This window comes from [Flexibacter] sp. ATCC 35208, from assembly GCF_001975825.1.
In the GTDB taxonomy this organism is placed as follows: domain Bacteria; phylum Bacteroidota; class Bacteroidia; order Chitinophagales; family Chitinophagaceae; genus Chitinophaga.
Map to the genome: position 1 here is coordinate 43685 of NZ_MTKN01000040.1, position 26807 is coordinate 70491.

Below are 26807 nucleotides of genomic sequence, written 5' to 3' on the forward strand. Positions count from 1 at the left end.
ATTAATCCTTTACTATATTTGCCAGTCTAAAAAATATAAAATGAGCATTGCAATCGGCACAAAAGCACCAGCTTTTTCTCTGAATGATACTGAGAAGAAAAAAGTAACCCTGGAAGATTTCAAAGGACAGAATCTGGTTATCCTTTTCTTTCCATTGGCATTTACCAGTGTATGTACAGCAGAACTGTGCAGTGTAAGAGATACCCTGGCTACTTATAACAGTTTGAATACTGCGGTAGTAGGTATTTCTGTAGACTCTCCGTTCACCCTGGGTAAATTTAAGGCAGAGCAGAACCTGAACTTCCCATTGCTGTCTGACTTCAATAAGGAGGCATCCCAGGCTTATGGTGCTTATTATGACAACTTTGTACTGGACCTGAAAGGGGTATCCAAGAGAGCGGCTTTCGTAGTAGACAAAGAAGGTACTGTGAAGTATGCACAGGTGCTCGAGTCTGCTGGTGATCTGCCAGATTTTGAAGCAATAAAGAAAACACTGGCTGAGTTGCAATAAAAATTGCCCAAAAGCGTTAATTTTTGTTAAAAACTAATGGCAGTGCTTCCTTTTTGGCCTGCCATTTGTTATTTTTACAATGATAGAATTGGTAAAGTGGGTTCCGATGTGATAATAAATATATCTAATATAAAAGATAATTTTTATTGTGTCATCACCCGCTATTTCAGAACGAAAATTAATAGATATTCGAAAAAATCTTTATCTTTACGGGTATGTGGAAAACCTTTACTCTTTTACTTACATGCTTTATACTCCTGACGACCTTAGTTTCTAAGGCGCAGACGTATAAACCTGCTTCATCAGGTACTGATGGAGTGAGTAAAATTGTGAAGTTGTACCCTAATCCTGCATCCTCGAGAATTAATTTTGAATTACAGCATAATAACGAGCAGGTTTATGATCTTATTGTATTCAATTTTCTCGGAAAGATGGTAGGGCAGGTAAAGAATGTGAGTAACAAGACTACGGTGGAGCTGGATAACTATTATAGTGGGTTGTATATTTTCCAGTTGAGAGATAGGCAGGGGAACCTGATAGAGTCTGGAAAGTTCAATGTCGTCAAGTAATTTTAAAGATATTATATGAAAAAAGGCTGTCGTAAGACAGCCTTTTTTCATTGTACTTCTACTATTAAGAACTTCAGATAAGTTGTATTCTCAATATTCCATAATATCGGGTGATCCTGCGCCTGTGTCTGGAAGGTCACCTGTCTCAGTTTCTTCTTCGCATCTTTCGCAGCCATATCAATGATTTCCAGGAACATAGATGGCGGTACCAGGTTTGTACAAGACGCTGTAACCAGGAAACCACCCGGTTTCAGCAGCTTCATTCCTCTCAGGTTGATCTCTTTGTAACCCGTAATTGCCTTCTGGATATTCTCACGGCTTTTGGTAAATGCCGGTGGATCCAGGATCACCACATCAAACTTCTTCTCTTCCTTTGTCCATTGTTTCAGCACGTCAAATGCGTTGACTGCCTGGAACTTACATTTATCTTCGAGGTTATTCAGCTGGGCATTTTTGCGGGCGGTATTCACTGCATGCTCAGAAATATCCAGGCCTAATACGCTCTTTGCACCATAGTGGCCTGCATGACAGGAGAAAGTACCTGTATAACAGAACGCTTCGAGTACATCTGCATCTTTTACAATATGTTGTATAGCTCTGCGGTTATCCTGCTGATCCAGGAAGTAGCCGGTTTTCTGGCCATTTTCGATATCTACATGGAACTTTAATCCATTCTCATTAATAATGATGTTCGTATCAAAAGGAGCACTCAGGAAACCTTTCTGCTGTTGCATACCTTCCAGTTCTCTTACCGGCACATCGTTACGCTCATAGATTCCTTTTGGAGAGAAAATTCTGTTCAGGGCATCGACGATTGCACCTTTCCACTTTTCCATACCCAATGCCAGGGTTTGTAATACGAAGTAATCATTGAACTTATCTATGACAAGCGCCGGCATTTCGTCAGCTTCTCCAAACACTAAACGACAGTTTTCCACATAGCCCAGCTGCTGGCGGTATTTCCATGCCTTGAGCAATCGGCGGTAGAAGAACCCGGCATCGATCATCTCGTTTTTGTCACGGGTTAGCAGGCGAACCAGGATCTGAGATTGTGGGTTTATATACCCTCTACCCAGAAAGTGGCCCTGATGCGTGAATACATCCACAATATCGCCGGCATCTACCGGTCCCTGGATCTCTCCGACTTCGTTGCCAAAAATCCATGGATGTCCCTGCAGTACGCGATTCTGTATTTTTTTCTTTAAAAAAACTTTGGTCATTATCAATAGTTCGAAGGCGCAAAGGTAAAGAAAAGGAAGGCATCTTACATGGTTAATATAGAATGGAGAACGAACTCAACTTTCAAAATGACACCTTTATATAAGATGTTTGTCATTTTGGCGGCATTTGAGCGCTTGGCAAGTAAATTGTCTAACGTACCTTTGTACATTTTAAGTTAATAAACGAAAACACTACCATATGCAGACAAACGGACAGGACACCGAAAACGGTAAAGGTATGCCAGATATTAATGCAGATGAGAACATGGCCGGCACTTCCCACCTTAACGATGCCTTGGCGGATGAAAGCGAATTCGACAAGAAACAACAGGAGCTGGATGAGATGAAGGACAAGTATCTCCGTCTGGTTGCTGAGTTTGACAACTTTAGAAAACGCACTGCCAAAGAAAGGATCGAGTTGATGCAGACTGCCAACAAGGAAACGATCATTTCCCTGCTGGATGTACTGGATGACAGTGAACGCGCCACCAAACAGCTGGAAAACACCACCGACATTACTGCCATTAAAGAAGGCGTTATGCTGGTTTTCAATAAATTGAAATCAACACTACAAGCCAAAGGCCTGAAACCTATGGAGAATTTGCACACTGAATTCAATGCAGATCTTCACGACGCTATCACAGAAATACCTGCACCTACAGAAGAACTGAAAGGGAAAGTACTGGATGAGTTGCAAAAAGGCTACATGCTGAATGACAAATTGATCCGTCATGCAAAGGTTATTGTAGGGAAATAAAGTGACTTTCTGACAGAATAGTTTTTCTTTAACCATGCCGGCGAAACGCCGGCTATAGTGCGATATATGTCTACCAAACGAGATTATTACGAAATACTGGGCGTCGCCAAGTCTGCCTCCCAGGATGAAATTAAAAAGGCATACCGTAAGGTAGCTATGCAGTACCATCCTGACCGCAATCCCAACAATAAGGAAGCAGAAGAAAAATTTAAAGAGGCAGCTGAAGCCTACGAGGCATTGAGCGATGCGGACAAGCGTGCCCAGTATGACCGTTTTGGTCACGCGGGTATGGGTAATCGCGGTGGCGGTTACGGTGGCGGTAACATGAACATGGATGATATCTTCTCCAATTTCGGAGACATTTTCGGAGACGATATCTTTGGCAGCTTCTTCGGTGGTAACCGTGCCGGCGGCGGTGCTGGCAGACGTGGCAGAGGTACACGTGGTTCCAATCTTCGTATTAAGATCCGCATGACCTATGAAGAGATCGCCAAAGGTGCCAATAAAAAGATCAAGGTTAAAAAACATGTACCCTGTCAGCATTGTGGCGGATTGGGTGCGAAAGATAAAAACGCTTTCCAGACCTGTAATACCTGTCATGGGTCCGGTCAGGTAAGAAAAGTAACCCAGACTTTCCTGGGTCAGATGCAGACAGTAGCTACCTGTCCAACCTGTCATGGCGAAGGCCAGATCATTACCAGCAAATGCGGACACTGTAAAGGTGAAGGCCGTATGTATGGTGAAGAAATGGTAAGCATCGACATTCCGGCAGGTGTACAGGAAGGTATGCAGCTGAGCATGAGCGGTAAAGGTAATGCCGGTGAAAGAGGGGGTGCTCCCGGGGATCTGCTGATCCTCATTGAAGAGGAACCACATCCGGAACTGCAAAGGGATGGGCTGAATGTAGCCTTTGACCTGTACATTTCCTTCCCTGATGCGGTGTTTGGTACTTCGGTAGAGGTGCCGACCATCGATGGTAAGGCAAAGATCAAGATCCCGGCTGGTACACAATCCGGTAAGGTATTCAGGTTAAAAGGTAAAGGTTTCCCTTCCGTGAATTCTTATGAGAAAGGCGATCAGCTGATCCATGTGAATGTATGGACACCTCAGCAGGTGAACAGTGAGGAGAAAACTTTCCTGGAAAAGGTACAGAGTTCAGACAACTTCCAGCCGAAGCCGGATAAGTCTGAGAAAGGCTTCTTTGAAAAAGTAAGAGACATTTTTAGCTAAGGTTATAGCTTGTGGCAGGTGACCTGCCCGGCCCGAAAAATCCGTTGATCGCTATGTGATCAACGGATTTTTCGCTTTTTAGCCATAATTTTACTCCCCATGTTCGATCCTTCCAAATTACAAATGCTAGAAAACCGGTTGGTAAAGGTTTATCGCCATATTGGTAAAATTGCCCGCCGCCAGAACATCACCTGTTACAGGGTGTATGATGATGATATCAATGAATTTCCATTCAGTGTGGATCGCTATGACGATCATATCTATGTGGCAGAATACGATCGCCCACATGGTATGGATGAGGAGACCCATGAGACGTGGCTGGATAGCTCTCTGGAAGTAGTAGGCAAGGTACTGGATGTGCCACTGAACAAGATATGGGTGAAGCAAAGACAGCGAAAAGCCAGCAGGCAGGAACAGTATGAGAAGCTTTCTTTTGAAAGCCATGAGGTGGTGGTGCATGAAGCAGGGCTGAAATTCAAAGTCAATCTTTCTGATTACCTGGATACAGGTCTCTTTTTGGATCACCGTATTACAAGGGGCATGGTCCGGGAGAGTGCGAAGGATATGAAAGTGCTGAACCTCTTCTGTTATACAGGTTCCTTTTCTGTGTATGCTGCTGCAGGTGGTGCCAGCGAAGTGGTGTCTGTAGATTTGTCTAAGACCTATTTGGCATGGGCGGAAGAGAATATGCAGCTGAATGATCTGAAAGGTAATTTTCAGTTTGTACATGCAGATGTATTGCAATACCTGGATACATTGCCTGCTGATTATTTCGATCTGGTAGTGCTTGATCCTCCCACTTTTTCTAATAGCAAGCGCATGAAGGAATTCCTCGATATACAGAGAGATCATGTGGTTATTTTGAATAAGGTATTGCATGCGACCAAACCTGGGGGGGTGGTGTATTTTAGTAATAACTATCGTAAGTTTCAGCTGGATACGGAACAGATTCAGGCGGGTACGATCAAGGATATTACCGGGCAGACGATGCCGTTTGATTTTCAGCAGAAGCTGATCAGGAAATGTTATAAGATCATCAAATGAGAATACTGGTAGCCGGAGATTTTGAAGCTGATTATAATCGTACGAAAATTATCCTGGATGGTTTACGTACTATTCCTGCTGTGTCGCTTTCTTTTTACAATTATAAGGAGCAACGTAAATGGAATTTCGCGGCCCTGCGCAAAGCGTGTGGGGATGCGGATGTGATCTTTTTGCCTGCATTTACACACCAGGATGTGGCGATGATTAAGATGCTTTCCGGCAAGCCGGTGTTGTTTGATCCATTGATCTCAAGGTATCTGTCTAAAGTGTTTGATTATAAGAAGGTGAACAGGTATTCTCCGAGAGCATTGAAAAATTATCTGAAGGATAAGCTTTCTATGCGCATGGCGGACCTTGTTATTTGCGATACAGAAGGGCATCGGGATTATTATCATAGGACTTTTAGTATTCCTTTGCGGAAATTGCGGGTAGTGCCAGTGGGGGTGAATACAGATGAATTTCCACCGGCACCTGCTATTGGATTACGGGATACTTTTGTAGTGGGGTTTTATGGTGGTTTTATTCCTTTGCAGGGCACACGTATGATTGTGGAGGCGGCGAATGTTTTAAAGGATCATGCAGATATTCATTTCCGGTTGATTGGAAATGGTTTTGAGTATAAAGTAATACAGCAATTAGTAGCGCAATATCAATTGAGTAATATTAGTTTACCGGGTTGGGTAGCTTATGATCAATTGGCAGGGGAGATGAATAATTTTGATATTTGTTTGGGGATATTTGGAGAGACGCTGAAAGCGGATTTAGTGATACCGAATAAGATATTTCATTATGCTGCGTTGAAGAAGGCGATCATTAGTAAAGAGTCTCCTGCGATAAAGGAGGTGTTTGAAAATGGGAAAAGCATTTTATTGACAGCAAATACACCATCGGCGATTGCAGAAAAGATTTTGTTATTGAAGGAGAATGTGGTGCTGAGGGCGCAACTGGCGCAAGGTGCATCCGAGGCTATTTGCACGAAGTATAATCATCGTGCAATTGGGCAGCTGGTATATAATCTGGCACTGGAAATTCAGTAGGTGTGATTATATTAAGGTGTATTATGCCTGCGTAGGCTGCATTTTTCTGGCTCTCGAAATTAAGCATGCGTGATTACAGGTAAGCATTTACATTGATCCATTATCCCCTTTATACTAAGATCCATTATGCCTGCGCAGGCTGCATTTTTCTGGCTCTCGAAATTAAGCGTGCGTGATTACAGGTAAAGCATTTACATTGATCCATTATCCCCTTTATACTAAGATCCATTATGCCTGCGTAGGCTGCATTGTATGTGCTAATTTTTCAACAATATTCAGATCAATCCGGGTGCCCATTTCATGCAGCAATTCCAGGTAAGAACGTGTAATACAATTGAGGCTATGTCTTTCAGTTGTGTAGGCAAATGCACGTCTGGCCACTGACTCTCTTTTCAAAGGTTCTTCCAGTAACGACTGTATACCGGCAGCCAGTTGTTGCGGTTGATGTACTTCGCAGGAAACTGCTCTCCCACCCTGTACCAGATCTGACAAGCCACCTGCATTTGTAGAAACTACAGGTACGCGATACATAAAGGCATCCAGTACGCTACTACCTAATCCTTCCTGTTCTGAACTCATGGTGAAGATGTCTAACACAGAGAAAATATCCTCTACATTATCATAAAAGCCCATCAGTTTATACACATCATCCAAACCGTATTCAGCTATTTTATCACGCATTTGTTGTTCCAGCTCCCCTTTTCCAAAGTGCAGGAATACAAAATCACGACGTACAGTTGCCAGTTCACGGATGGCTTCGATCATAGTGAGTGGATCTTTGTGTTGTACAAGTGCAGCCGTGGTGCCGATCAGGTGTAATGACGGATCAACGCCGGCATCAGTGAGTATCTTTTCTGCCCTGGACTTATCCAGTTTCTTTGCCATAATAGCACTGGATATCAAACGGACATCTTTAGCACCAAAGTCTGTCAATATACGTTTGATGGCGTGGCTGATAGCAACGACCTGGTCAGTGAGTTTATATTTGATTAACGTCATCTTTCCGTGGGGAACAAAATCCACGCGACGGGTAAAAATGATCTTAGCCCTGTGGAAGGGCTTGGAAAGAATAGCATAAGTGAGGATGTGGGAAGATTGCGCATGAAGCACATCATAACGGCTTCCCTTGAAGATCAGGAAGAAGAGTACGCCAAAAATGTTTGCAAATGATTGCGTTTTAAACCCCTTCTCATTTGCCTTTTTTTCCAGCGGGTAGTTTTTTCTACAGAGTAGTTCTACATTAAGACCGGCTTCTTTGAAACCGGACATGGTATACATAGTTTGCCGTTCTCCACCACGCCATCCACGCTCGAAGTTTAGTTCAAGAATCATTACTGACTTGCCATGCATAGGTTTCCCAAGTTTTTAGTTCTTACACAATAGGTTGAATTGACGAAAGGTTAGATGCACAAATAATGCAAAGTTTAATTAGCAAGGTAAACTTTTAACAATAAATAACAGTTGAGGCAAGAATTCCCCTATTCATATTGCGTATTAATTGACTATAAATCAAGTATATATCCCTAGAATAATAATACTAATTGATGCTTTTATTTTTTTTCAGGTCTTTTACCAGCTTGATAAATTCTTTTCTGTAATTACCCGGATCGTCTCCCAATGCTGTTTTTGCAATTTCTAATACCATTTTGCTATCTCCATCTCCTTTGTAGGCAGAATGTCTTAAAAGCATGCCACATAATGCAACGGAGGTTGCAAAACGGAAATCGACGTCTGCATCCTGGAAGTCTATACAGAAATTGTGTATCTGGTGCCAGATGGTGTGGGAGGAGGAGTCTGTGGGGAGTTGGTAGTTGATTCGGATTTGGGCTAATAGGGTGTCGTGGGAGTTAAATACGGCATCGGTGTCGGGACGGGGGTGGGTGCCGGAATTGGGGAAGGAGTGAGTTTCGGGATTGGGAAGAGATTGGCTTTCTTTAGAGCCAGGGAGAGAGAGGTCTTCAGTATTGGGAAGGGATTGGCCTTCTTTCGTACCGGGAAGGGATTGCCCTTCTTTACTGCCAGTGAGAAAGTGACCTTCACTGCCAGATAGATTGCGAAGTTCAGTACCTGGCACTATTTCATACATCGCAATCGCACAATGCCCTGCACCCACAATCCCTCCGGAAACACGCCCACCAGTTGTATCTGCATTGCTGATCACTTTATTTTCATATCCAATCAGGCGGTAAGACTTGACCATAGCAGGGTTGAAGTAAACTTCTGCCTGTACATCTTTGGCAACAGTGAACAAGGTACCCCCAAATTCTTTAGCGAAAATTTTACTGGCTTCTTCCAGGTTGTCGATATAGGCAAAGTTGCCGTTGCCTTTACTGGATAGGGTTTGGAGTTTGCTATCTTTATAATCACGCATGCCGAAACCCAGGCAGGTGAGCAGTACCCCACTCTCCTTTTTGCTGACAATGAGTTGTTCCATATCCAGATCGCTGGTCTGACCTACATTGAAATCCCCATCAGTAGCCATGATGACGCGATTGTTGCCATCTTTAATAAAGTTATCCTGTGCCAGCTGGTAAGCGAGTTTGATAGCCGCTTCGCCGGCAGTGGCGCCACCAGCACTGAGGTTGTCGATAGCATTGAGGATTTTATCTTTCTGATCGCCAGGGGTACTTGGCAAAATGATGCCTGGGGCACCAGCGTAAGCAACGATGGCGACATGGTCGTTCTTTCTTAAGTTATTGACAAGGATGCGGAAGGCAGCTTGTAGTAATGGTAGTTTATTGGCGGGAGCCATTGAGCCGGAGGCATCAATCAGGAATACGAGATTGCTGGGAGGCAGACTATCTGTATCCATGACTTCACCCCTTACCACAATTTGCAGTAACCGGTGTTCAGGTTTCCAGGGGCAGGTGGCGTAACTGCTGTAGAGGGCGAGGGTCTGACCTTTTTTCGGAGGAGGATAATGGTAGTTGAAATAGTTGAGCATTTCTTCAATGCGTACGGCATCGACAGGAATCTTTTCTTTGAGGTGGATGAAACGGCGGATATTGCTATAGGCAGCTCTGTCTACATCTACAGCGAAAGTAGAATGGCTGCGGATGAGGGTTTTCATGAATTGATTTTCGTAGAGGGCGCCGTAGGTTTCATCGAAGAAGACACGGGTGCCCATGCTGGTGTTGCCATAGTTTGGGTTGGAACCGCTGGAAGAGCGGTTGCGGGCAATGGCTTTGGCTTTGGCGATGGCGTCCTGGGGGTTGTCGAGGGCGTCGAGTTGAACGAGGATGCGGTTGTACACACCTATAGGAATTCTTTTAGGACGGTATTTGTCCAGTTGAAAGAGTAGTATAGCGTCCTGAGAAGGCACCGCAATCCGAAAAAGACCGTACTGATTGGTAGCGACTTTTACGGTATCATTGATCACTGAGATTAATACACCGGGTAAGGGATTGTGTGAAATACTGTCCTCTACGGCTCCGGTGATGTAAATTTTCTGTGCATTCGCAGGTACAAGGAGTAGCAGGCTGGCGAGCAGCATGAGAAGCTTTACCATGTGGGTTTTGCATCAGTTAGTGTAATATAAGCAAAAATCTCTTCTGCTTTTTAGGCAGAAGAGATTTTTGCTTTATTATTTGACTGACACCAGATGGAGGGATGTCCTCGAAGGTGACCTGCGGCAGCATGGAAGCTTTCTCTTTTTAGGCTGATGCCTGGAGAGGGGGACTTTTCTGCTGCAAGGAATTCTGCTCCTTTGAATTGCCTTAAGCCTGTTCTACTAACTGATAAATTTCCGGTAAATTCCTTCCTAATCCATCATAGTCTAAACCATAACCAAGGAGGAACTTGTTAGGCACACTAAAACCTAAATAATCAATCTTGATCGGGTACTTCATCGCTTCTGGTTTAGTAAGCAGAGAAGTCACCAACAGTCTCTTTGGTTGCTGATGTTCTAACTGTGGGAGGAACTGACTCAATGTCTTTCCTGTATCCACAATATCCTCCAGGATCACTACCGTACGGCCAAACAGATCTTCATCCAGACCAATCGCCTGCACTACATTTCCAGTCGACTTCATGCCTTTGTAAGAAGCGAGTTTGATAAACGAGATCTCCGCTTCTATGGTCAGGTATTTAAAAATATCAGCGGCAAACATAAAGGAGCCGTTGAGGATGGCAATGAATAATGGTTTCTCACCTTTCAGGTCGTTGCTGATAGCAGCTGCCAGTTCCTGAATACGCGCCTGCAGCTTATCTGCGTTGATGTAGGGTGTGAATTGCTTGTCATGAACCTGTATAACAGACATGTGTTTCCTTATTTACGATTGTTTAAATTTTTCCTACTAAAAGCCTTTGACCGATTTTAATGTCGTAGGCTTCCAGATGATTCCATTCCCGTAACTGCTCTACGGTTACGTTATAGCGTTTGGCTATGCCATATAATGTTTCTTTGGAAGTGACGTCGTGGTACAACAAATTACCTACCTGAATAGTTCCCTCAGGCAATCCGTTGGATGCAGGAGGAGGTGGGGTATTGGGTGTGGTGGCTACTGGCTGAGCAGGTGACTGCGTGGCTGGTGCCTCTGTTGGTGTAGCCGGTGATGGTGCTACAGGAGCTGCTGGTGTGGTAGCAGTAACTGTACCTGTTGCTACCGGTGGTGCCGGATTGTAGGTAGGTGTTGATACCTGAGCGGTTGGTGCAGCCGCGGATGTACCTACACTTGCAGATGCATTTATTACTGGTGATGCTGGTGTGGTAGCAGTAACCGTACCTGTTGCTACCGGTGGTGCCGGATTGTAGGTAGGTGTTGATGCCTGAGCAGTTGGTGCAGCCGCGGATGTACCTACACTTGCAGATGCATTTACTACAGGAGCTGCTGGAGCTGTTGCTGTAACTGTTCCTGTTGTTACTGGCGGTGCCGGATTGTAGGTTGGTGTTGCTTTAGCTGGTGTTGAGGCGGATGTACCTACGCTTGCAGATGCATTTACTACAGGAGCTGTTGGCGCTGTTGCAGTAACTGTTCCTGTTGCAGCCGGTGCCGGATTATAAGTTGGTGTTGTTTTAGTGGCTGTTGCCGCAGGTTTTGCAGAAGTGCTTGTACCAGCTGGTGTCACCTCTCCTATCTTCTTCAAATCATCCACCATCCCATCAGGCAATTTATTCACCTGCTGTTGTGATTGTGCCTGTTGTTGCTGTACCTGTTGCTGTTGCGCCAACTGTTGCTGACGTTCCATTTCTGTCTTCACATCATCCACTATCTCCTTTGGATTCAGATCTCCTTCTGTCGGATCTTCTACCGGTGCATTCTTCGCCAGTTCAGGTTTTACGCTTGCAAATCCCTGCAGCGCCAGTTTCTGGCCTGCTGCCGGCTCCTCACCTTCCTTCATTTTGTTACGACGGCGTAACCAACGTAACTGTATACCTTCTGCCTGAGAAATATCGTACATGGTTTCACCCTGTTTCACTACATGAAAATCATTCTTCCCTGACTTCCCTTTTTTCTCCAAAAAGATATAATTACTCTTTGGCAAAGGATCATCATTTTCCAGGTCATTATACTTCACGAGATTACGCAGCTTCACATCCTTTTCACTCGCTAATTGAATCAATGCAGTACCTGCCTGTGCATAAATTACTTTACGACCATTGATTTCAAATATGCCAGTTGGAATAGGCTTATCAGCAGTTGCTGTATTGCCTTTTCCGGTAGTAGTGGTGGAAGGTTTTGTGGTGGTGGAAGCGGAAGTTGATGGCGTAGACCTTGGTACCAGGCCCTCTCCTTCCTTTGTATATTGCTGTAAGTTATAATCTTCAATAACCTTAATCAGCTGCTGAGGATATGTTTTGCTTGTTGCATAACCCGCCTGTTTTAAACCATATGCCCATGATTTATAATCTTCCAGCTGAAAGGAGAAGAGAAAACTATAGCGTGGGTTATTCTTCAGGAAGTCAGAGTGATCCTTGTAAGAATCAGCAGCTGTGGTGTATTTGCGAAAGCATTCCTGGCGGGCGTCGTCATCATAATTCACGGTAGCGCCTGTCCAGTTGTTTTTACATTTGATACCAAAGTGATTATTGGAATTCTGTACCAGCCAGCTATTACCTGACTGTGTTTCCAGGACCCCCTGTGCAAGGGTGATGGAAGCAGGAATTCCACTCCGCTTCATTTCATCGATCGCGATATCCTTATACATCGCAATGTACTGCGGTGTCGACGTGGTCTGCGCTTTCACCAGTGGCATGCAGCCAATTAGAAAACTGACCGTGAAAAAGGCTCTCCTTAGTTGCATGTATATGAATTTGATGGGTTAGTCTTTGTTTTAACTGCATTTTCTGCGTGTTGGTGAATTTGCCTCAACTCTTTTTCCTGATCATCAGCAATCCGTCTCTCAGGGTGAGCAATAACTGTTCGGAACGCCCATCTGCAGCCACTTTCTCACAAAACCTTACCATCGCCTTCGCGTTATTGCTCTGCTGTGAACTCTCCAGCAAAGTCTCTCCATGAAACATCACATTATCTGCTAAAATGATCCCGCCGGGACGTAATTTTTCCCACACGAGATCATAATATTTCTCATACCCTACTTTGTCTGCATCAATAAATACCAGATCAAATACCTCGTCAAACTGCGCAATAATATCCGCTGCTTTGCCAATATGCATTTTGATCTTATCTGAAAGGCCTGCTTTCTCAAAGTAACGCAGGCACATATCTTCCCTTTCTTCGTTAATGTCTATCGTATGCAATACACCTGTAGGCGTGAGGCCCTGCGCCAGGCAAATGGCGGAATATCCTGTATATGTCCCTAGTTCCAATATCCTTTCCGGGCGCAGCATATGGCTAACCAGGCTAAGGAACTGCCCCTGCAGGTGACCACTCAGCATATGTGGCTGCTCTACCTTCAGATTTGTTTCCCTGTTCAACTGTCGCAACACCTCGCTTTCCGGGGTGGTGTACTTCTCTGCAAACGCTTCCACGTTGGTTGGAATTATATCCATTTACGCTTAATTTTTGCAAACCTACAGAAAATACCGGGAAGGAATGCGGTTTTAGAAGTTCGGCCGCAGCTTGTTGGTGGTGTAGAATACCCTAAAATACTCTACTACCTCGTCAGCAGTATCGAATAACTTTAAGAGTCCCAGGTCTTCAGGTGCTATATTGCTTTCCTTTTCCATCATGGTGGTGCGGATCCATTCCAGCAAGCCACTCCAATATTCCTTGCCTACCAGTACCATCGGCGTTTCTGTCATCTTCTTGGTCTGGATGAGGGTGGCTACTTCAAAGAATTCATCCATGGTACCGAAACCACCTGGCATCATGATAAAGCCCTGGGAGTACTTGGTAAACATGACTTTACGAATAAAGAAGTAGTCGAAATGGAGGTTTTTGTCGTGGTCTACGTATGGATTGGGGAACTGCTCGTGTGGCAAGGTGATGTTTGCACCTACTGATTTACCCTTTGCTTCCTGGGCACCGCGGTTGGCAGCTTCCATAACGCCGGGGCCACCGCCGGTGATGATACCGAAACCTTCGTCGGCCAGGCGACGGCCTATTTCGTGGGCGAGTTCGTAATATTTATTGCCAGGCTTGGTTCTGGCAGAACCGAAAATGGAGATGCAAGGACCCATTTTGGCCATGGCCTCGAAGCCTTCTACGAATTCGGCCATGATCTTAAAAATCTGCCAGCTGGAATGTGCTTTGGTTTCTGTCCAGTCCCTTTCTTTCAAATTCATTAAACGATCGTTCATTATAGCTATGGATTTTTTTATATAAGCTAAAATACGGAGAATTGGGGATTAGGGGTGTGATATGGGACAGGCTAAAAGTGGGTTTTTCTCATATGAGTAATATGAATAAGGGGAATTGGCCTGCGGCAGCATAGAAGAGGCGTTTTTGAATCTAAAGGACTGAAGAGAAAGGAAAAGACAATCCTCAGGCTGATTCCAGGAGCAGGAAGAGGCGTTTTTGAATCTAAAGGACTGAAGAGAAAGAGGAGGAAAGGGGCCTTATATTACCCTAAATAGTTAATTCCATTTGAACTATAATAACAATAAGCTTAAGGAAGCAGGTAACTTGAAAGAAACCCGCTTAACATTTAACACGTTATGAACATGCAGCAGCCATAAGGCCTACCGCACTACCTTAAATATCTTTATGCTGGATTGACACAATCACTAAGTATATAGCATAACAAAAAACAGCACAGGTGCTGGTCACTTCGGGTTTTTCCTCAAATAATAATATGCTCTCTGCCGCAGCAGCTTTGTGTACAGTACAATGCCTTCATCCTAACGTGGTTTATCCTTTTGGCCAGGCAACGTGGAAGGCCAATTTCTACAAAAATTACTGATAATAACCCATAAAAACAATTATGACGCTGAAATAATCATGACAGCTGTGATAACAAATTAAATAACCGTGTCAATCCTACAATTTATCTACGCTAAAATACAGCTGGTAAAGGGAAATAAAAAAGGGCCAACCAGAAAACCAGTCAGCCCTTCTTACGAATTTAATAGGATTACAACCCTAACGTAGCTCCTACCCGCAGGATCAATCCATTCGAATAAGGTGATCTGCTATCCTGTATTACATCATACAATGCCATGATATTGATAGCCGCCTTGTCACTGATCGGTTGTACATAACCTCCACCCATCAGCAAACTCGGTACCCCATAATGATCTGAATACGTCTCCTTTGGATCATACAACGTTGTCTTTACATTGATAAAGTTATATTCAGGCTGTATATGGATAAACATGAAATCAAAAGGATAAAAACGCCCCCAGAGCCCGCCACCTAATATTGAATACTGGTTACGCTGAGAGGTGGTACCATCATAGTAACGGAAGCGCTCCGAACCGTACTGTGCATTGAGTGCCACACCTGCTGCAAACATTTGATTAATACGCAGACCTATCAATGGAGAAAAATCAATATTGGTATAATCCCCAAAAGCAAGACCTACTGACCCACCAATCATAAGACGGGATGCGTCGAATTCTTTCTTTCTTGCGGTGTCTGTTTTGTAGTACTGTGCCTGCGTAAGTTGCACGGTAACTAACAGGAATAAGCAAAATAATAATCGTTTCATAGTATACTTTGAGTATTATTTGATTGTTGAAACCACCAATAGTTTAACGATGGTGATAAGCAGCAAGTTACTGCATTTGGATATAATGAAAAAACCGCTTTTACCTGTGGTAAAAACGGTTTTTCAACATTAAAATATCATTAGAAACTAGGACAAATCGTCATGCGTTTTGCATTGCTAAATGACCTGTTCGTATACAATCCTGTATATACAATCCCTATCTCATAAGCGCCCCTGTGGCTATTTGCAGCAGCAAGCGACGACATCGTTGCATCGTAACTAAACATCATCTTCACTCCTTTCAACTGATATCCCACCAGCAATACTGCCGCATCTTTTACCCGATAATACGCCCCACCATACAACTGTGTCTCCCCATGCTCTGAAAGATTATACGCCAGGTGACCACCCATCACTACCTCATTCGATCCCGCCTGTCTTGCATAATAAGCCGAAGGGTTAATAATCACCTTATCACTCATCTTTATGCTGGCATTGATAAAACCTGTATAGAGCCTTGGAATGATGGTATTGCCTTCATAAAAAGTCTCACGTGGCTTATTCACATGCTGTGCGGATACACCTGCATTGATGTAAATATTTTCTGTTGGGAAATATGCATAGTTCATACCCACCTGCATATCATAGTAAGTCACACTCGTTGCACTGAAAGGCTCTGATGTCGGCACCTGGGCATCAAAGAATTTTCCATTCCACTGATCGCCAAATGTCAGTTTGGTTACATCCACTCTCTTGTTTGCACTACCCACATTAAACCCTAATGACAACAAACTACTCTGGCCCAACAACTGGTGATATGCGACAGACGCATACGCCTTTGTAGAAGTCAGATTGCCCGAACCTGCTACATCACGCAACAGCACACCTCCCACGCCTACCCAGCCATATTCCAGCTTGTCGCGAAACAACTGAAAATCGCCAAATGCAGACATGGTTCTATAGGGCACAGGTATACTCGCCCACTGATCGCGGTAAGTAACTCCCAACCGGTAGTTACCATCGGGTATAAAACCTGTATTGGCCGGGTTAGTCAGCAATGGTGCATTGAAGTACTGCGAGAAATGCATGTCCTGCGCATTTCCCTGTAATGCTGTTCCCAACAGCATTATACAACCCGCGATAAATTTTACAAACTGCTTCATGTACATCATCTTAACAAGGTTACACTACCGTTCTTTGTCGCCGAAGTGCCATCATTGAACTGTACATTGATGACAAAGGCATAGGCATCCATTGGCTGAATGGATCCAGCGTATACCCCGTTCCAGCCAATATTCGCATCATTCGTTTCGAATACCAACCGGCCTACGCGGTTATAAATTTTCATGTTGAACTTAGAGATACCAAATCCTTTCACAAGGAACACATCATTCACCCCATCTCCATTCGGAGAGAAAGCGGAAGGAATATCGAACAATGGTATCACGATCGCACTTACCTGCTTCACAGCTGTATCCTTACATCCTGCTGCATTTACAGCTATCAGTGATACATCATACACGCCTGTTGAATTATACTGATACACCGGGTTCGTTGTTGTAGAACCATTGCCATCTCCATATTCCCAGTCGAAACTGATCGCATCTGCAGAAGATTGATTCGTAAATGTAACCGGTGTATTCTCTATCGGTGTCACCGGCGAATATGTAAAGTCCGCTGTTGGTGCATCGAATACATGTATTGTAACGGTGGTATCATCCTCCTTGTTACAGGTGTTGTTATCTACCACATGCAGACTGATGGTATACTCACCTGCTGTATAGTAAGTGTGTGTTGGATTTACATCTGTCGATGTACCGCCATCACCAAAGTCCCAGGTAAATGTTTCACCACCAGATGTTGTGTTATTAAAGTCCAGTGTTGCAGGTACACAACTACTGTCTGCCACAATGAACGATGCTTTCACATTTGCCGCTACGCGCAGTGTCACTGTATCTACATCCGGGGCATTACAATAGTTTGTATCTACGAGTGTCAGCGTTACATTGTACACACCTTCTGCAGCAAATGAATGTGCATATGGGAAGTCAGATGGGCCTACTGTCACTGGTGCAGTACCATCACCAAAATTCAATGTGAATGAATTGCTCTGATAAGGTTTGGGTGGTGTGCTCACCAGGTCAAAAAGGTAACTCAGCGATTCACATGGTGGTTGTCTGGCCGCTGTCATGTCGAATACCGCTTCGTCTGTTCTGATACGCAGTTCCAGTGTAGACGTATCACAACCATTACAACTGGCCGGATCACATTTGATCAGGGTCACTGTATAGTTCCCTGAATTATTGTAAGTATGTGTCACTGTATCATCAGTACCGGTAACGGTTGTTCCATCACCAAAGTTCCAAGTCCAGGTCACTGCACTTGTACCCGTTGTATCTATGAATGTTATGGTGGCGGGCACACAATAATTTGTTTTTCTATCTTCTGTTTTGATACCTGCTCTTACCCCATCGAGATTGAATGCAATCTTCAAACAACCCAGGTTACACTTATCATCAGGTGGTGCTGTCGTAGCATATGCTCCGGGTGTAGTGGGGTACCTTGGCCTGTAGCTGGTACCTGTTCCACACCATGCACAAATACCCTGGTAGATCACCCCATTTCTGTCGAAACGGCTGGTACCACCATCCACGTGTTCGTATGTACCATTTCCTCCAAAGTAGCTACCAAAGAGGATATCCGTTGCATCTTTTTGCAACACGAAGAAGTAAAAATCCTGACTATCCGTGGTACGTTGCAATGGATTTTTGATCGGCATTCCACTCGTATTCGAGTTAGGATAACGCAGACTCACATCAATACCACCACCCCATCCGGATACATACACATTCTCGCAACGATCTACCAGAAAGGCTACCGGCGAAATACTAGGCGTGGAAGCGGATTTACCAAATGTGGTACTGTATACAAATGCAGACAAGTCAGGTTGCAGTTTTGCAATGAACTGCCTGGAATTATCATTGTAGAAAGAGGTCGTACCTGTAGGTTGTACCACCGGCCAGGTGCCTTCTGTTGTACCCATGATGTACACAAAACCTTTGTCATCCATCTGTATGCCATATACCTGATCGGCAGCGGCAGTAGAAGCACCCATGTAGGTACTTTGCGTGATGGTCTTACCGTCTGTTGTGATGTGTGCTATCCAGCCATCACATGCACCACCTTTGTAGGATGTATAAAGTGTACTTCCTTTGATAGGAAAATCGGTACTGGCAGTACCCCCTGCTACATACAGACTGCTGGTGCCATTCAATGCTAATACAAATGCTGCATCTTCATTGCTGCCACCTATAAATGTAGCCCATACCATATCTGTACAGGTAGGATTCAATTTCATAATCACGCCATCCTGTTTACCACCAAAAGTGGGTTGGAGTACGCCTGTTGTCACCGGAAAATTACTACCGCGGGTACAGCTGGCTACGTAGATATAACCGGCATCGTCAATCACCACTTCACTACGTGCATCATCGCCATAGTTGCGGAGTAGTAAACTTGAACCCTGCGTTCTGTCTTCACGAATATTCACCCCATCATCAGAAGAGGACCCAATCATCAAAGAACCGATATAAGCTGAACCATCTGCATTCAGTTTTGTCACGACGATATCCCAGCCACCCTGTGTACCAATCAATTTGGAATAAGGATAGTCGGTTGAGGTCGTTCTGCCTGATATAACGAGGTTATTATTTGCATCTACGAATAAGCTATGTGGTTGTTCCTTGCCGCTACCACCAAGATATGTGGCATAAATTAACTGACGGCCATTGGAACTGAATTTACTGATGCCGATATCGAATGTACCACTGTGGTTGTACTGTGTCTGAAAAGCACCGGTAGTAACAGGATAACCTGTGCCGAACACGATACCGCCTCCATAAAAATTACCCGCACCATCGTAGGTAGCGGTAAAGCCCCAGTTGTCAGCTGTAGAACCGGATACGGTAGAGAAGATATAACTCGGATCAATGATGAGCGGATATGCCTTGTTGTAATCACCGCTAACTTTATATTTCAGTTTATCGCCACTCAGGGAGTAGGATACTTTTACTGTTACACGTTCGTTGTCGATATACTGATAAGCCAGCGGCATCTGTTCTGTCACCGTACCTACTGAGGTAGTGATGATCAGGTTTCCTTTCTTCACTTCCACTTTATTGGCGCCGGAATATTGTAACTGTACCTGTGATGGATCTGCACCGGGTTGTACAATCAGGTCATATTTCAAAACACCTGCATCTGAATACACCTGCATATCAATACCGGTGTACAGTGATTTGTAATTGACCAATCCATAAGATTTTACATGAGAGGCCCATTTAGACTTATCATTTCCGATCAGGTAATTGGAGTAGCTGTCTGCTGCTTTATCTGCGGAGATCTCAGGATTGTTGGCATTTAAGAAGGTCACTTCGTAAGCATGGCTTCTGATCACAGGGAGGGAATCGGAAGTATTGCTGGTGGAAGAGGATGAAGAACGGGATACAGAGCTGGTGCTGGTGGTCACTGTACCCGGAACGAATTGCCACGTGGTATCGTTGGTGCGGGCATGACCGTGCATTTTTTCAGCCAGTGCAAACATGTCGTCTTTGTTCTGTAATAAGAACATAAAACTGGTGCGCTTCAGGAATACGGCGCCACCACCCATATCTGCTTTGTATAGGAAATCGCCTGTCCATTGCCCTTTATTCTCTGTGAATTGCAGGGCTCTGCTATAATACATTTCCTGCGCTGTCGCCGTCTGTGCCATTACACGTTCGCCTACAAAAAGCGAAATTATAAAAGCTAAGCAGCCTATAGGGAAACTACATTTCATCCGTATTGTATATTTCTTGTTTTTATCCACTGGGATATCAATGGATAAGGAGTATTTTGTTTCTGATCAATGTCTCTAAGCTTTAACGCAGACGTCGGTACATATGTTACCGCAATAACAGCGCCAACCTTTAGTATAGTATTATCCCAACCTTCCAGCTACGGGAATTTAGATAGCCCCCCCCGGGGGAGTTTAAGTTAAACTTTCTATTATACCAGTAAACCGGGGCTCATTTATAGATAAACGTAAAAACCCGGCAGTAAATTTTGCATTCTCAAGTTATTTTCCTGGGTAACGGGTCAGGAGATTTTGCTCCACTGTGATTTCCCTTGCTGCACGGCCAGATAATGCTGTAACGCCTGATTTTCAGGCAATGTAAGATCGGGATCTTCCTGTAAAATTTTCTCTGCGCTGGCACGGGCGGCTTCGAGAATGGCTTTGTCGGCCACGATATCAGCCAGTTTTAAATCCAGTATCCCACTTTGGCGGGTACCTTCTATATCACCGGGACCTCTCAGTTCCATATCTTTTTCTGAAATAAGGAATCCATCGTTGGTTTGTACCATTACATTGATACGTTCTTTTGAGTCAGCCCCCAGTTTGTTGCCTGTCATGAGGATACAGTAGGACTGCTCTGCGCCCCTACCCACGCGGCCTCTGAGCTGGTGCAGCTGGGAAAGGCCGAATCTTTCCGTACTTTCTATCACCATTACAGAGGCATTGGGTACGTTTACCCCTACCTCTATCACAGTAGTAGCCACCATGATCTGGGTGTCGCCGGTTACGAAACGATGCATATTGGTTTCCTTCATATCCACCGGTTGCTTGCCATGTACCATGCTGATAAAGTACTGTGGTTCCGGGAAGAAAGCCTTGACCTCTTCATACCCTTTCATGAGATTCTCATAATCAAGGGTTTCAGAGTCTTCGATCAATGGGTACACAATGTATGCCTGGCGGCCCTTTTTGATTTCATCTTTGATAAAATTCATTACTGAAGGGCGCTGCCATTCTGTACGGTGTACTGTGGTGATAGGCTTACGGCCGGGAGGTAGTTCATCGATGACAGACACATCCAGGTCACCGTAAACGGTCATGGCCAGTGTACGGGGGATGGGTGTTGCTGTCATAACAAGGATGTGCGGAGGCATGGTGTTTTTTTGCCATAACCTTGCGCGCTGCGCTACCCCAAAACGGTGTTGTTCATCTACGATGGCGAGGCCCAGGTTGCGGAAAACCACCTGATTTTCCAGCAGGGCGTGGGTGCCGATGAGAATTTGTATGTTTCCTTCTTCTGTATCTTTTAAGATCTGTTTGCGAGCTTTGCCTTTTACATTGCCGGTGAGCAGTGCGACTTTCAGGTCCATTTTTTCAAGGAGTTCGGCAATGCTTTTGTAGTGCTGCTGTGAGAGGATTTCGGTGGGTGCCATAAGGCAGGCCTGAAATCCGTTGTCGATGGCGAGGAGCATAGTAAGCAGGGCTACCATGGTTTTGCCGCTACCTACATCTCCCTGCACTAACCGGTTCATCTGACGGCCGGTGGCGGTGTCCTGCCTGATTTCCTTCAGTACTCTTTTTTGTGCGCCGGTCAGAGAGAACGGGAGGTGTTCGTTGTAAAAAGTATTAAACGTATCACCTACGCTTGTGAACAAAAATCCGTGTGAGGCCGCTTGCCTTCTGATCTTGAGCCGGCAGATGCGGATCTGGGCCAGGAACAGTTCTTCAAATTTCAGTCTTCTTCTGGCCTGTGCTGCATCCTCTTCGCTGGCAGGGAAGTGAATTTTGAAGAAGGATTTTGATCTTTCCATCAGCCGGTATTGGTGAATGACCGGGAGTGGGATATTTTCAGGGATCTCGTGCGGAGACAGTTGTTCAAGCAGATTTTTAGTGAGCTTGCCAATAGCCTTTGCAGTTAATCCCCTGGCTTTTAATTTTTCGGTGGTGGAATAGACTGGTTCCAGCGTTGGTTTACCGGTGACGGTTTCTTCTGTGACCAGGTCCATTTCCGGGTGGGACATTTGCAGGTAGCCGTTGAATACGGAGAGGCGTCCGAATACAAGGTAGTTGGTGTGTTGCTGGAGGGATTTTTCCATCCATTGATGTCCCTGAAACCAGACGAGAGGTATTTCGCCGGTGTCGTCGCGCAAAGTGGCGACGAGGCGTTTTGCACGTTTTTCGCCGACGGTTTCAATGCTGGTGATGCGGCCTCTGATCTGCACGAAATCCATTTGAGCATGGAGGCTGATGATTTTTTCCACTTTGGTACGGTCTACGTAGCGGAAGGGGAAATAACTCAGCAGATCCCTGAAGGTGTGGATACCGGCTTCTTTGCGCAGGAGTTCTCCCCGTTGAGGGCCGACGCCTTTCAGGTACTCTATTGGATTGGATAATATGGCAGTTCGAATGGAGGCTTCCATGATGAAATACAAAAATAGCGGAAGTCGCGCCTTTAAAAAAGCCATTTATACAATTGGCGGAAAAGCTGTTTATCCAATTGGCGAAAATCGAGGATTTGCTTTCAGCAAATCCTCGATTTTCGCGAGCAGGCAATTGAATTTTGCCTCTGGCAAAATTCAATTGCCTGAAAAGACTGAAAAAGACTGGTAAATGCCGGAAATACAAAAGAGCGAACTAAAGTCCCTTCGCAGGTTCTTTTAGTTCGCTCTTTAAAATTTATTTTTATTAAAGAATTACTCCGCTTCCACCTTCCCTTCTACAAACTGCTTCATCCACTCAGTAGTAACACTCTTTGGTCTTTCGAGTGAGAAACCAAGTGCACGATCCCAACAAAGCGAGGCTAAAACTCCCAATGCGCGGGATACACCAAACAATACTGTATAGAATTCATACTCTACCAAACCATAATGTACCAACAGTGCACCAGAATGTGCATCTACGTTAGGCCATGGGTTCTTTACCTTACCCAGATCTTCCAGGATCGGTGGTACAGTTTCATATACATTCCATACAATATTCACCAGTTCATCATCAGCCAGATGTTTCTTTGCAAACTCCATCTGTGCTGTGAAACGAGGATCTGTTTTACGGAGTACGGCGTGACCATAACCTGGTACTACCTTACCATCTGCAAGGGTTTTGCGTACATATTCTTCAATCTGTTGTTTTGAAGGATTTGATACACCCAGTTCCTCACGCATCTTCAGGATCCACTTAATCACTTCCTGGTTAGCCAGGCCATGCAATGGACCTGCCAGACCATTCATACCTGCAGCAAATGACAGATATGCATCGCTCAGTGCAGAACCTACCAGGTGAGTGGTATGCGCACTTACGTTACCACCTTCGTGGTCAGCGTGAATCACCATGTACAAACGCATCAGCTCACGGAAGGCCTCATCTTCATAACCCAGCATGTGTGCGAAGTTACCAGCCCAGTCCAACAGACCATTTGGCTGAATATGTAAATTGTTCTTGTATTTACGACGGTATATATAAGCAGCTATACGAGGCAGACGGGCAATGAGATCCATTGTATCGTCATACATATAGCTCCAGTAATCTTTTTTATTGATACCTTCTGCATAAGCTTTGGCAAAAGCAGATTCTGTCTGCAACGCCATCACCCCTACAGTGAACATGGTCATTGGGTGGGTACTCACAGGCAATGCATCGATCGCAGCAAATACGTGCGTCGGCACATGCGAACGACGTGCAAACTGGGCGGATAAATACTGTACATCTGCTTCGGTGGGCAACTCTCCTATTAACATCAAATAAAACAGTCCCTCCGGTAATGGCTCCTCTCCGCCTTTCACTTTCGGCAGTTTTTCGCGCAGCTCAGGAATGCTGAAGCCGCGGAAGCGGATACCTTCATTTGCATCCAGTAACGAAGTTTCTGTAACCAAACCGGTAATACCGCGTTGTCCCTGGTACACCTGTGCTACTGTTACATCCTCAATTTTTCTGGTTCCGTGGTTTTTAACAAGGTCTTTAATCTCAACGTTCAGCTCATCGGCCTTGACCTTAAATTTTTCTTTTATATGACCCATTTTAAACTGTTAATTGGTAATGATAACAAAAAGACGATCAATTGTCAAAAGTAATGATTTGTTAATGAACTTAACATTAATATGATCAGCCTGAAAGAGGCGATAATTCATGCGCAAAAATGTAAACTACTGGCTATCAAAATACTAACAAGTAAATAATCCTACATTCACTAAATATTAAAGAAATGTGAATTTTTTACTTCGGTGCCTTCATATACAGGTAGAATCCCAGTCCGCCGAATACGAAATTGGGAATCCATACAGCCAGCATCGGGTTCAGGTTCGCTTTGATGGAAAATACGGTGGAGAACTGCAACATAATGATGTAGGTCGCACTGATAACGATACCTACAGCCAAGTGCAATCCACTACCTCCACGAACTTTTTTGGAACCGATGATGCCTCCTATCAGGGAAAGGATCACCACTGCTGCGGATGATGCGGTACGACGATACTTTTCCACATAGAATACGTTCAATCCTTCTGCCCCGCGCAGGTTTTCCCTGTCAATATAACGTGTCAGCTCCGGGGTGGTCATGGCTTCCTGCATGTTCTTTTCTTCATGCATTTCGGCAGGATTCAGGGCCAGCTTGAGTATGGTATCCCTGGTTTTATACCAGGTCTCATGGAGGCCATTAATTTTACGAATCGTTACAAGGTTGAGTTTCCACACTTTTTTAATGGAATCCCATTCAATTCTTTCTGATCTCAGCTTCATACGCAGGTCCTGGCCATGAACGTCTTCCAGTTCGAAGTTACCACCACTCTTGTAGTTAGGGTCATAAGATCCGAAGGTCACGTAAGTAAAGCTATCGATACGGATACTCTTATCGTACATGCTTTCTGACGCTTTCTTCTTGTTTACGTAAGTGTTTTCAAACTTGGTACGGACCTTATTTGCAATCGGTACGGTCCAGAAGTTACCCAGCCACAGAATACCACCAAACAGGATGGCTCCCATCCAGTAAGGGCGAAGGAAACGTCTGAAACTCACCCCACTACACAGGATGGCTACGATCTCTGTACGATATGCCATCTTGGACGTGAAGAAAATTACGGAAATAAATATAAAAAGTGGGAATAAGAGCGCTGCAATGTGCGGAATAAAGCCAAAATAGTAGTCTACGATGATCCGGTAAACAGATAAGTTACTGTTCATGAAGTCATCTATCTTCTCGGTAATATCTATCACGATAGATATGATGAGCAGGATAGAGAGTGAATAAATGAAGGTACCTATGAACTTACGTAGTATATACCAATCTATTTTAGTAATCATATGGCGGCAAAATAATAAATTCTAAAGTCTTTGTTTCAGCTGCGGCACCATTCTGTTCTTCCACTGGGCATAATTTCCTGTTAAAATCTGTTTCCGGGCTTCTTTCACCAGCTCCAGGTAAAACGCCAGGTTATGAATACTGGCCAGTGTCATACCCAGGATCTCTCCGGCTACGAACAGGTGACGGAGATAAGCTTTGCTATATTGGCTGGAAGCGAAGCAGGGACTGTTTTCGTCAATTGGCGAAAAATCGTCTGCCCACTTTTTGTTTTTGATATTGATGACACCGTTCCAGGTGAAGAGCATACCGTTACGACCATTGCGGGTCGGCATTACGCAGTCGAACATATCCACACCTAAAGCGATGTTTTCCAGGATGTTCCATGGAGTACCCACGCCCATCAGGTAACGGGGTTTCTCTTTTGGCAGAATGTCGCATACCAGTCCGCACATTTCGTACATATCTGCTTCCGGTTCACCTACGCTGAGGCCACCAATAGCATTGCCGGCACATTCGCGGGCAGCAATTTCCGTGGCGGAGATGGTACGGAGGTCTTTGAAAGTACTACCCTGTACGATAGGGAACAGGGTCTGTTCATATCCATAAGCAGGTTGTGTTTCCTTTAACCGGGCAATACAGCGGTCCAGCCAGCGGTGCGTGAGCTCCATCGACTTTTTCGCATAGCGGTATTCGGATGGGTAGGGCGGACATTCATCGAAGGCCATAATGATATCGGCTCCGATGGTACGCTGGATGTCCATAACATTTTCAGGGGTGAAAAGGTGACGGGATCCATCTATATGACTTTGAAAAAGGCAACCTTCTTCCTTGATCTTTCTGTTAGCGGCGAGGGAAAACACCTGATAACCACCACTATCTGTGAGAATAGGGCGATCCCAGCCATTGAACTTGTGGAGGCCACCGGCTTTGGAAAGGATCTCCGTACCTGGGCGCAGGTAAAGGTGATAGGTGTTGCCAAGGATGATTTGGGCCTGGACATCCTGTTTAACCTGCTCCTGTGTCAGGGCTTTTACACTGCCTACAGTGCCGACAGGCATGAAAATAGGCGTTTCAATCACCCCGTGACCGGTGGTGATGACGCCGGCACGGGCTTTACTTTCACTATCAGTTGTTGTCAGTTCAAATATCATCTGGCGATTTTCAGGGGGCAAAAATAAGGGATTATGGGGTACAACCTATTTTTTCCCCGGAAGGGGTGCGAACAGGGCTGGAAAAATCTTTTTTTCCACAGCACTATACA

Annotated in this window: 21 protein-coding genes; 7 read left to right on the top strand and 14 right to left on the bottom strand. The window is 44.7% G+C overall.

Going from position 1 to position 26807, the window contains the following annotated elements:
• Positions 1–40: 40 nt before the first annotated feature.
• Positions 41–511: a redoxin domain-containing protein gene (locus tag BW716_RS22640; protein WP_083726273.1), complete on the top strand. Its 471-nt coding sequence runs from the start codon at positions 41–43 to the stop codon at positions 509–511.
• Positions 512–726: 215 nt separating this feature from the next.
• The gene (locus BW716_RS22645; protein ID WP_083726275.1) at positions 727–1080 is read left to right on the top strand and encodes a T9SS type A sorting domain-containing protein; all 354 of its coding nucleotides are present in this window, start codon (positions 727–729) and stop codon (positions 1078–1080) included.
• Positions 1081–1127: 47 nt separating this feature from the next.
• Here the strand turns inward: BW716_RS22645 and BW716_RS22650 are convergent, their stop codons facing one another.
• Positions 1128–2300: a class I SAM-dependent rRNA methyltransferase gene (locus BW716_RS22650; RefSeq protein ID WP_083726277.1), complete on the bottom strand. Its 1173-nt coding sequence runs from the start codon at positions 2298–2300 to the stop codon at positions 1128–1130.
• Between the two features lie 199 nt (positions 2301–2499).
• Here BW716_RS22650 and BW716_RS22655 point away from each other — a divergent pair, with 199 nt between their 5' ends.
• The 4 genes from BW716_RS22655 to BW716_RS22670 all read left to right on the top strand — a co-directional run bounded on the left by BW716_RS22655 (position 2500) and on the right by BW716_RS22670 (position 6368).
• Positions 2500–3057, top strand: a complete 558-nt coding sequence (locus BW716_RS22655) for a nucleotide exchange factor GrpE (RefSeq protein ID WP_083726279.1) — start codon at positions 2500–2502, stop codon at positions 3055–3057.
• 66 nt (positions 3058–3123) lie between these two features.
• A complete protein-coding gene (gene dnaJ / locus BW716_RS22660; protein ID WP_083726281.1) occupies positions 3124–4287 on the top strand; it encodes a molecular chaperone DnaJ in 1164 nt (387 codons plus the stop codon).
• A 99-nt stretch (positions 4288–4386) separates the two neighbouring features.
• Positions 4387–5331, top strand: coding sequence for a class I SAM-dependent methyltransferase (locus BW716_RS22665; protein ID WP_083726283.1), 945 nt, complete (start codon positions 4387–4389; stop codon positions 5329–5331).
• Entirely contained in the window at positions 5328–6368 is a 1041-nt protein-coding gene (locus BW716_RS22670) for a glycosyltransferase (RefSeq protein WP_083726285.1), read from the top strand. Before BW716_RS22665 ends, BW716_RS22670 begins: the two co-directional genes overlap by 4 nt.
• 228 nt (positions 6369–6596) lie before the next feature.
• On the opposite strand, the gene BW716_RS22675 is transcribed toward BW716_RS22670, so the two are convergent.
• The 10 genes from BW716_RS22675 to recG form a co-directional block, all read right to left on the bottom strand.
• Positions 6597–7718, bottom strand: a complete 1122-nt coding sequence (locus BW716_RS22675; RefSeq protein WP_083726287.1) for a glycosyltransferase family 4 protein — start codon at positions 7716–7718, stop codon at positions 6597–6599.
• Between the two features lie 187 nt (positions 7719–7905).
• A complete protein-coding gene (locus BW716_RS22680) occupies positions 7906–9876 on the bottom strand; it encodes a von Willebrand factor type A domain-containing protein (protein ID WP_083726289.1) in 1971 nt (656 codons plus the stop codon).
• A 208-nt stretch (positions 9877–10084) separates the two neighbouring features.
• Positions 10085–10627, bottom strand: coding sequence for a hypoxanthine phosphoribosyltransferase (gene hpt / locus BW716_RS22685; protein ID WP_083726291.1), 543 nt, complete (start codon positions 10625–10627; stop codon positions 10085–10087).
• A 22-nt stretch (positions 10628–10649) separates the two neighbouring features.
• Positions 10650–12611 carry a glucosaminidase domain-containing protein gene (locus tag BW716_RS22690; protein WP_083726293.1) on the bottom strand — a complete coding sequence of 654 codons (1962 nt, stop codon included), beginning with the start codon at positions 12609–12611 and terminating at the stop codon, positions 10650–10652.
• A gap of 64 nt (positions 12612–12675) precedes the next feature.
• Complete coding sequence (locus tag BW716_RS22695) at positions 12676–13320, bottom strand: O-methyltransferase (protein ID WP_083726295.1); 645 nt, start codon at positions 13318–13320, stop codon at positions 12676–12678.
• Positions 13321–13371: 51 nt separating this feature from the next.
• A complete protein-coding gene (locus BW716_RS22700) occupies positions 13372–14070 on the bottom strand; it encodes a TIGR00730 family Rossman fold protein (RefSeq protein ID WP_083726297.1) in 699 nt (232 codons plus the stop codon).
• Positions 14071–14843: 773 nt separating this feature from the next.
• Entirely contained in the window at positions 14844–15419 is a 576-nt protein-coding gene (locus tag BW716_RS22705; RefSeq protein ID WP_143708975.1) for a hypothetical protein, read from the bottom strand.
• Positions 15420–15559: 140 nt separating this feature from the next.
• Positions 15560–16582, bottom strand: coding sequence for a PorP/SprF family type IX secretion system membrane protein (locus BW716_RS22710; RefSeq protein ID WP_083726333.1), 1023 nt, complete (start codon positions 16580–16582; stop codon positions 15560–15562).
• 5 nt (positions 16583–16587) lie between these two features.
• The gene (locus BW716_RS22715) at positions 16588–20256 is read right to left on the bottom strand and encodes a PKD domain-containing protein (protein ID WP_143708976.1); all 3669 of its coding nucleotides are present in this window, start codon (positions 20254–20256) and stop codon (positions 16588–16590) included.
• 299 nt (positions 20257–20555) lie between these two features.
• Positions 20556–22673: an ATP-dependent DNA helicase RecG gene (gene recG / locus BW716_RS22720; protein ID WP_143708977.1), complete on the bottom strand. Its 2118-nt coding sequence runs from the start codon at positions 22671–22673 to the stop codon at positions 20556–20558.
• Here recG and BW716_RS36225 point away from each other — a divergent pair.
• Positions 22660–22863, top strand: coding sequence for a hypothetical protein (locus BW716_RS36225; RefSeq protein WP_179091231.1), 204 nt, complete (start codon positions 22660–22662; stop codon positions 22861–22863). The genes recG and BW716_RS36225 overlap by 14 nt on opposite strands.
• A gap of 83 nt (positions 22864–22946) precedes the next feature.
• Here the strand turns inward: BW716_RS36225 and BW716_RS22725 are convergent, their stop codons facing one another.
• The 3 genes from BW716_RS22725 to tgt all read right to left on the bottom strand — a co-directional run bounded on the left by BW716_RS22725 (position 22947) and on the right by tgt (position 26697).
• On the bottom strand, positions 22947–24266 hold the full coding sequence (locus BW716_RS22725; protein ID WP_083726305.1) for a citrate (Si)-synthase, eukaryotic: 1320 nt from the start codon (positions 24264–24266) through the stop codon (positions 22947–22949).
• A 196-nt stretch (positions 24267–24462) separates the two neighbouring features.
• Positions 24463–25545, bottom strand: a complete 1083-nt coding sequence (locus tag BW716_RS22730; protein WP_083726307.1) for an LptF/LptG family permease — start codon at positions 25543–25545, stop codon at positions 24463–24465.
• A 21-nt stretch (positions 25546–25566) separates the two neighbouring features.
• Positions 25567–26697, bottom strand: coding sequence for a tRNA guanosine(34) transglycosylase Tgt (gene tgt / locus BW716_RS22735; RefSeq protein WP_083726309.1), 1131 nt, complete (start codon positions 26695–26697; stop codon positions 25567–25569).
• Between the last annotated feature and the right edge of the window lie 110 nt (positions 26698–26807).

Excerpts from the sequence above, each read along its gene's own strand:
- BW716_RS22705 (WP_143708975.1), bottom strand. The coding sequence starts at position 15,419 with ATGAAACGATTATTATTTTGCTTATTCCTGTTAGTTACCGTGCAACTT.
- BW716_RS22675 (WP_083726287.1), bottom strand. The coding sequence starts at position 7,718 with ATGCATGGCAAGTCAGTAATGATTCTTGAACTAAACTTCGAGCGTGGA.
- dnaJ (WP_083726281.1), top strand. The coding sequence starts at position 3,124 with ATGTCTACCAAACGAGATTATTACGAAATACTGGGCGTCGCCAAGTCT.
- BW716_RS22650 (WP_083726277.1), bottom strand. The coding sequence starts at position 2,300 with ATGACCAAAGTTTTTTTAAAGAAAAAAATACAGAATCGCGTACTGCAG.
- BW716_RS22710 (WP_083726333.1), bottom strand. The coding sequence starts at position 16,582 with ATGAAGCAGTTTGTAAAATTTATCGCGGGTTGTATAATGCTGTTGGGA.
- hpt (WP_083726291.1), bottom strand. The coding sequence starts at position 10,627 with ATGTCTGTTATACAGGTTCATGACAAGCAATTCACACCCTACATCAAC.
- BW716_RS22695 (WP_083726295.1), bottom strand. The coding sequence starts at position 13,320 with ATGGATATAATTCCAACCAACGTGGAAGCGTTTGCAGAGAAGTACACC.
- recG (WP_143708977.1), bottom strand. The coding sequence starts at position 22,673 with ATGGAAGCCTCCATTCGAACTGCCATATTATCCAATCCAATAGAGTAC.
- BW716_RS22640 (WP_083726273.1), top strand. The coding sequence starts at position 41 with ATGAGCATTGCAATCGGCACAAAAGCACCAGCTTTTTCTCTGAATGAT.
- BW716_RS36225 (WP_179091231.1), top strand. The coding sequence starts at position 22,660 with ATGGAGGCTTCCATGATGAAATACAAAAATAGCGGAAGTCGCGCCTTT.
- BW716_RS22680 (WP_083726289.1), bottom strand. The coding sequence starts at position 9,876 with ATGGTAAAGCTTCTCATGCTGCTCGCCAGCCTGCTACTCCTTGTACCT.
- tgt (WP_083726309.1), bottom strand. The coding sequence starts at position 26,697 with ATGATATTTGAACTGACAACAACTGATAGTGAAAGTAAAGCCCGTGCC.
- BW716_RS22725 (WP_083726305.1), bottom strand. The coding sequence starts at position 24,266 with ATGGGTCATATAAAAGAAAAATTTAAGGTCAAGGCCGATGAGCTGAAC.
- BW716_RS22665 (WP_083726283.1), top strand. The coding sequence starts at position 4,387 with ATGTTCGATCCTTCCAAATTACAAATGCTAGAAAACCGGTTGGTAAAG.
- BW716_RS22690 (WP_083726293.1), bottom strand. The coding sequence starts at position 12,611 with ATGCAACTAAGGAGAGCCTTTTTCACGGTCAGTTTTCTAATTGGCTGC.
- BW716_RS22655 (WP_083726279.1), top strand. The coding sequence starts at position 2,500 with ATGCAGACAAACGGACAGGACACCGAAAACGGTAAAGGTATGCCAGAT.
- BW716_RS22670 (WP_083726285.1), top strand. The coding sequence starts at position 5,328 with ATGAGAATACTGGTAGCCGGAGATTTTGAAGCTGATTATAATCGTACG.
- BW716_RS22715 (WP_143708976.1), bottom strand. The coding sequence starts at position 20,256 with ATGAAATGTAGTTTCCCTATAGGCTGCTTAGCTTTTATAATTTCGCTT.
- BW716_RS22730 (WP_083726307.1), bottom strand. The coding sequence starts at position 25,545 with ATGATTACTAAAATAGATTGGTATATACTACGTAAGTTCATAGGTACC.
- BW716_RS22700 (WP_083726297.1), bottom strand. The coding sequence starts at position 14,070 with ATGAACGATCGTTTAATGAATTTGAAAGAAAGGGACTGGACAGAAACC.
- BW716_RS22645 (WP_083726275.1), top strand. The coding sequence starts at position 727 with ATGTGGAAAACCTTTACTCTTTTACTTACATGCTTTATACTCCTGACG.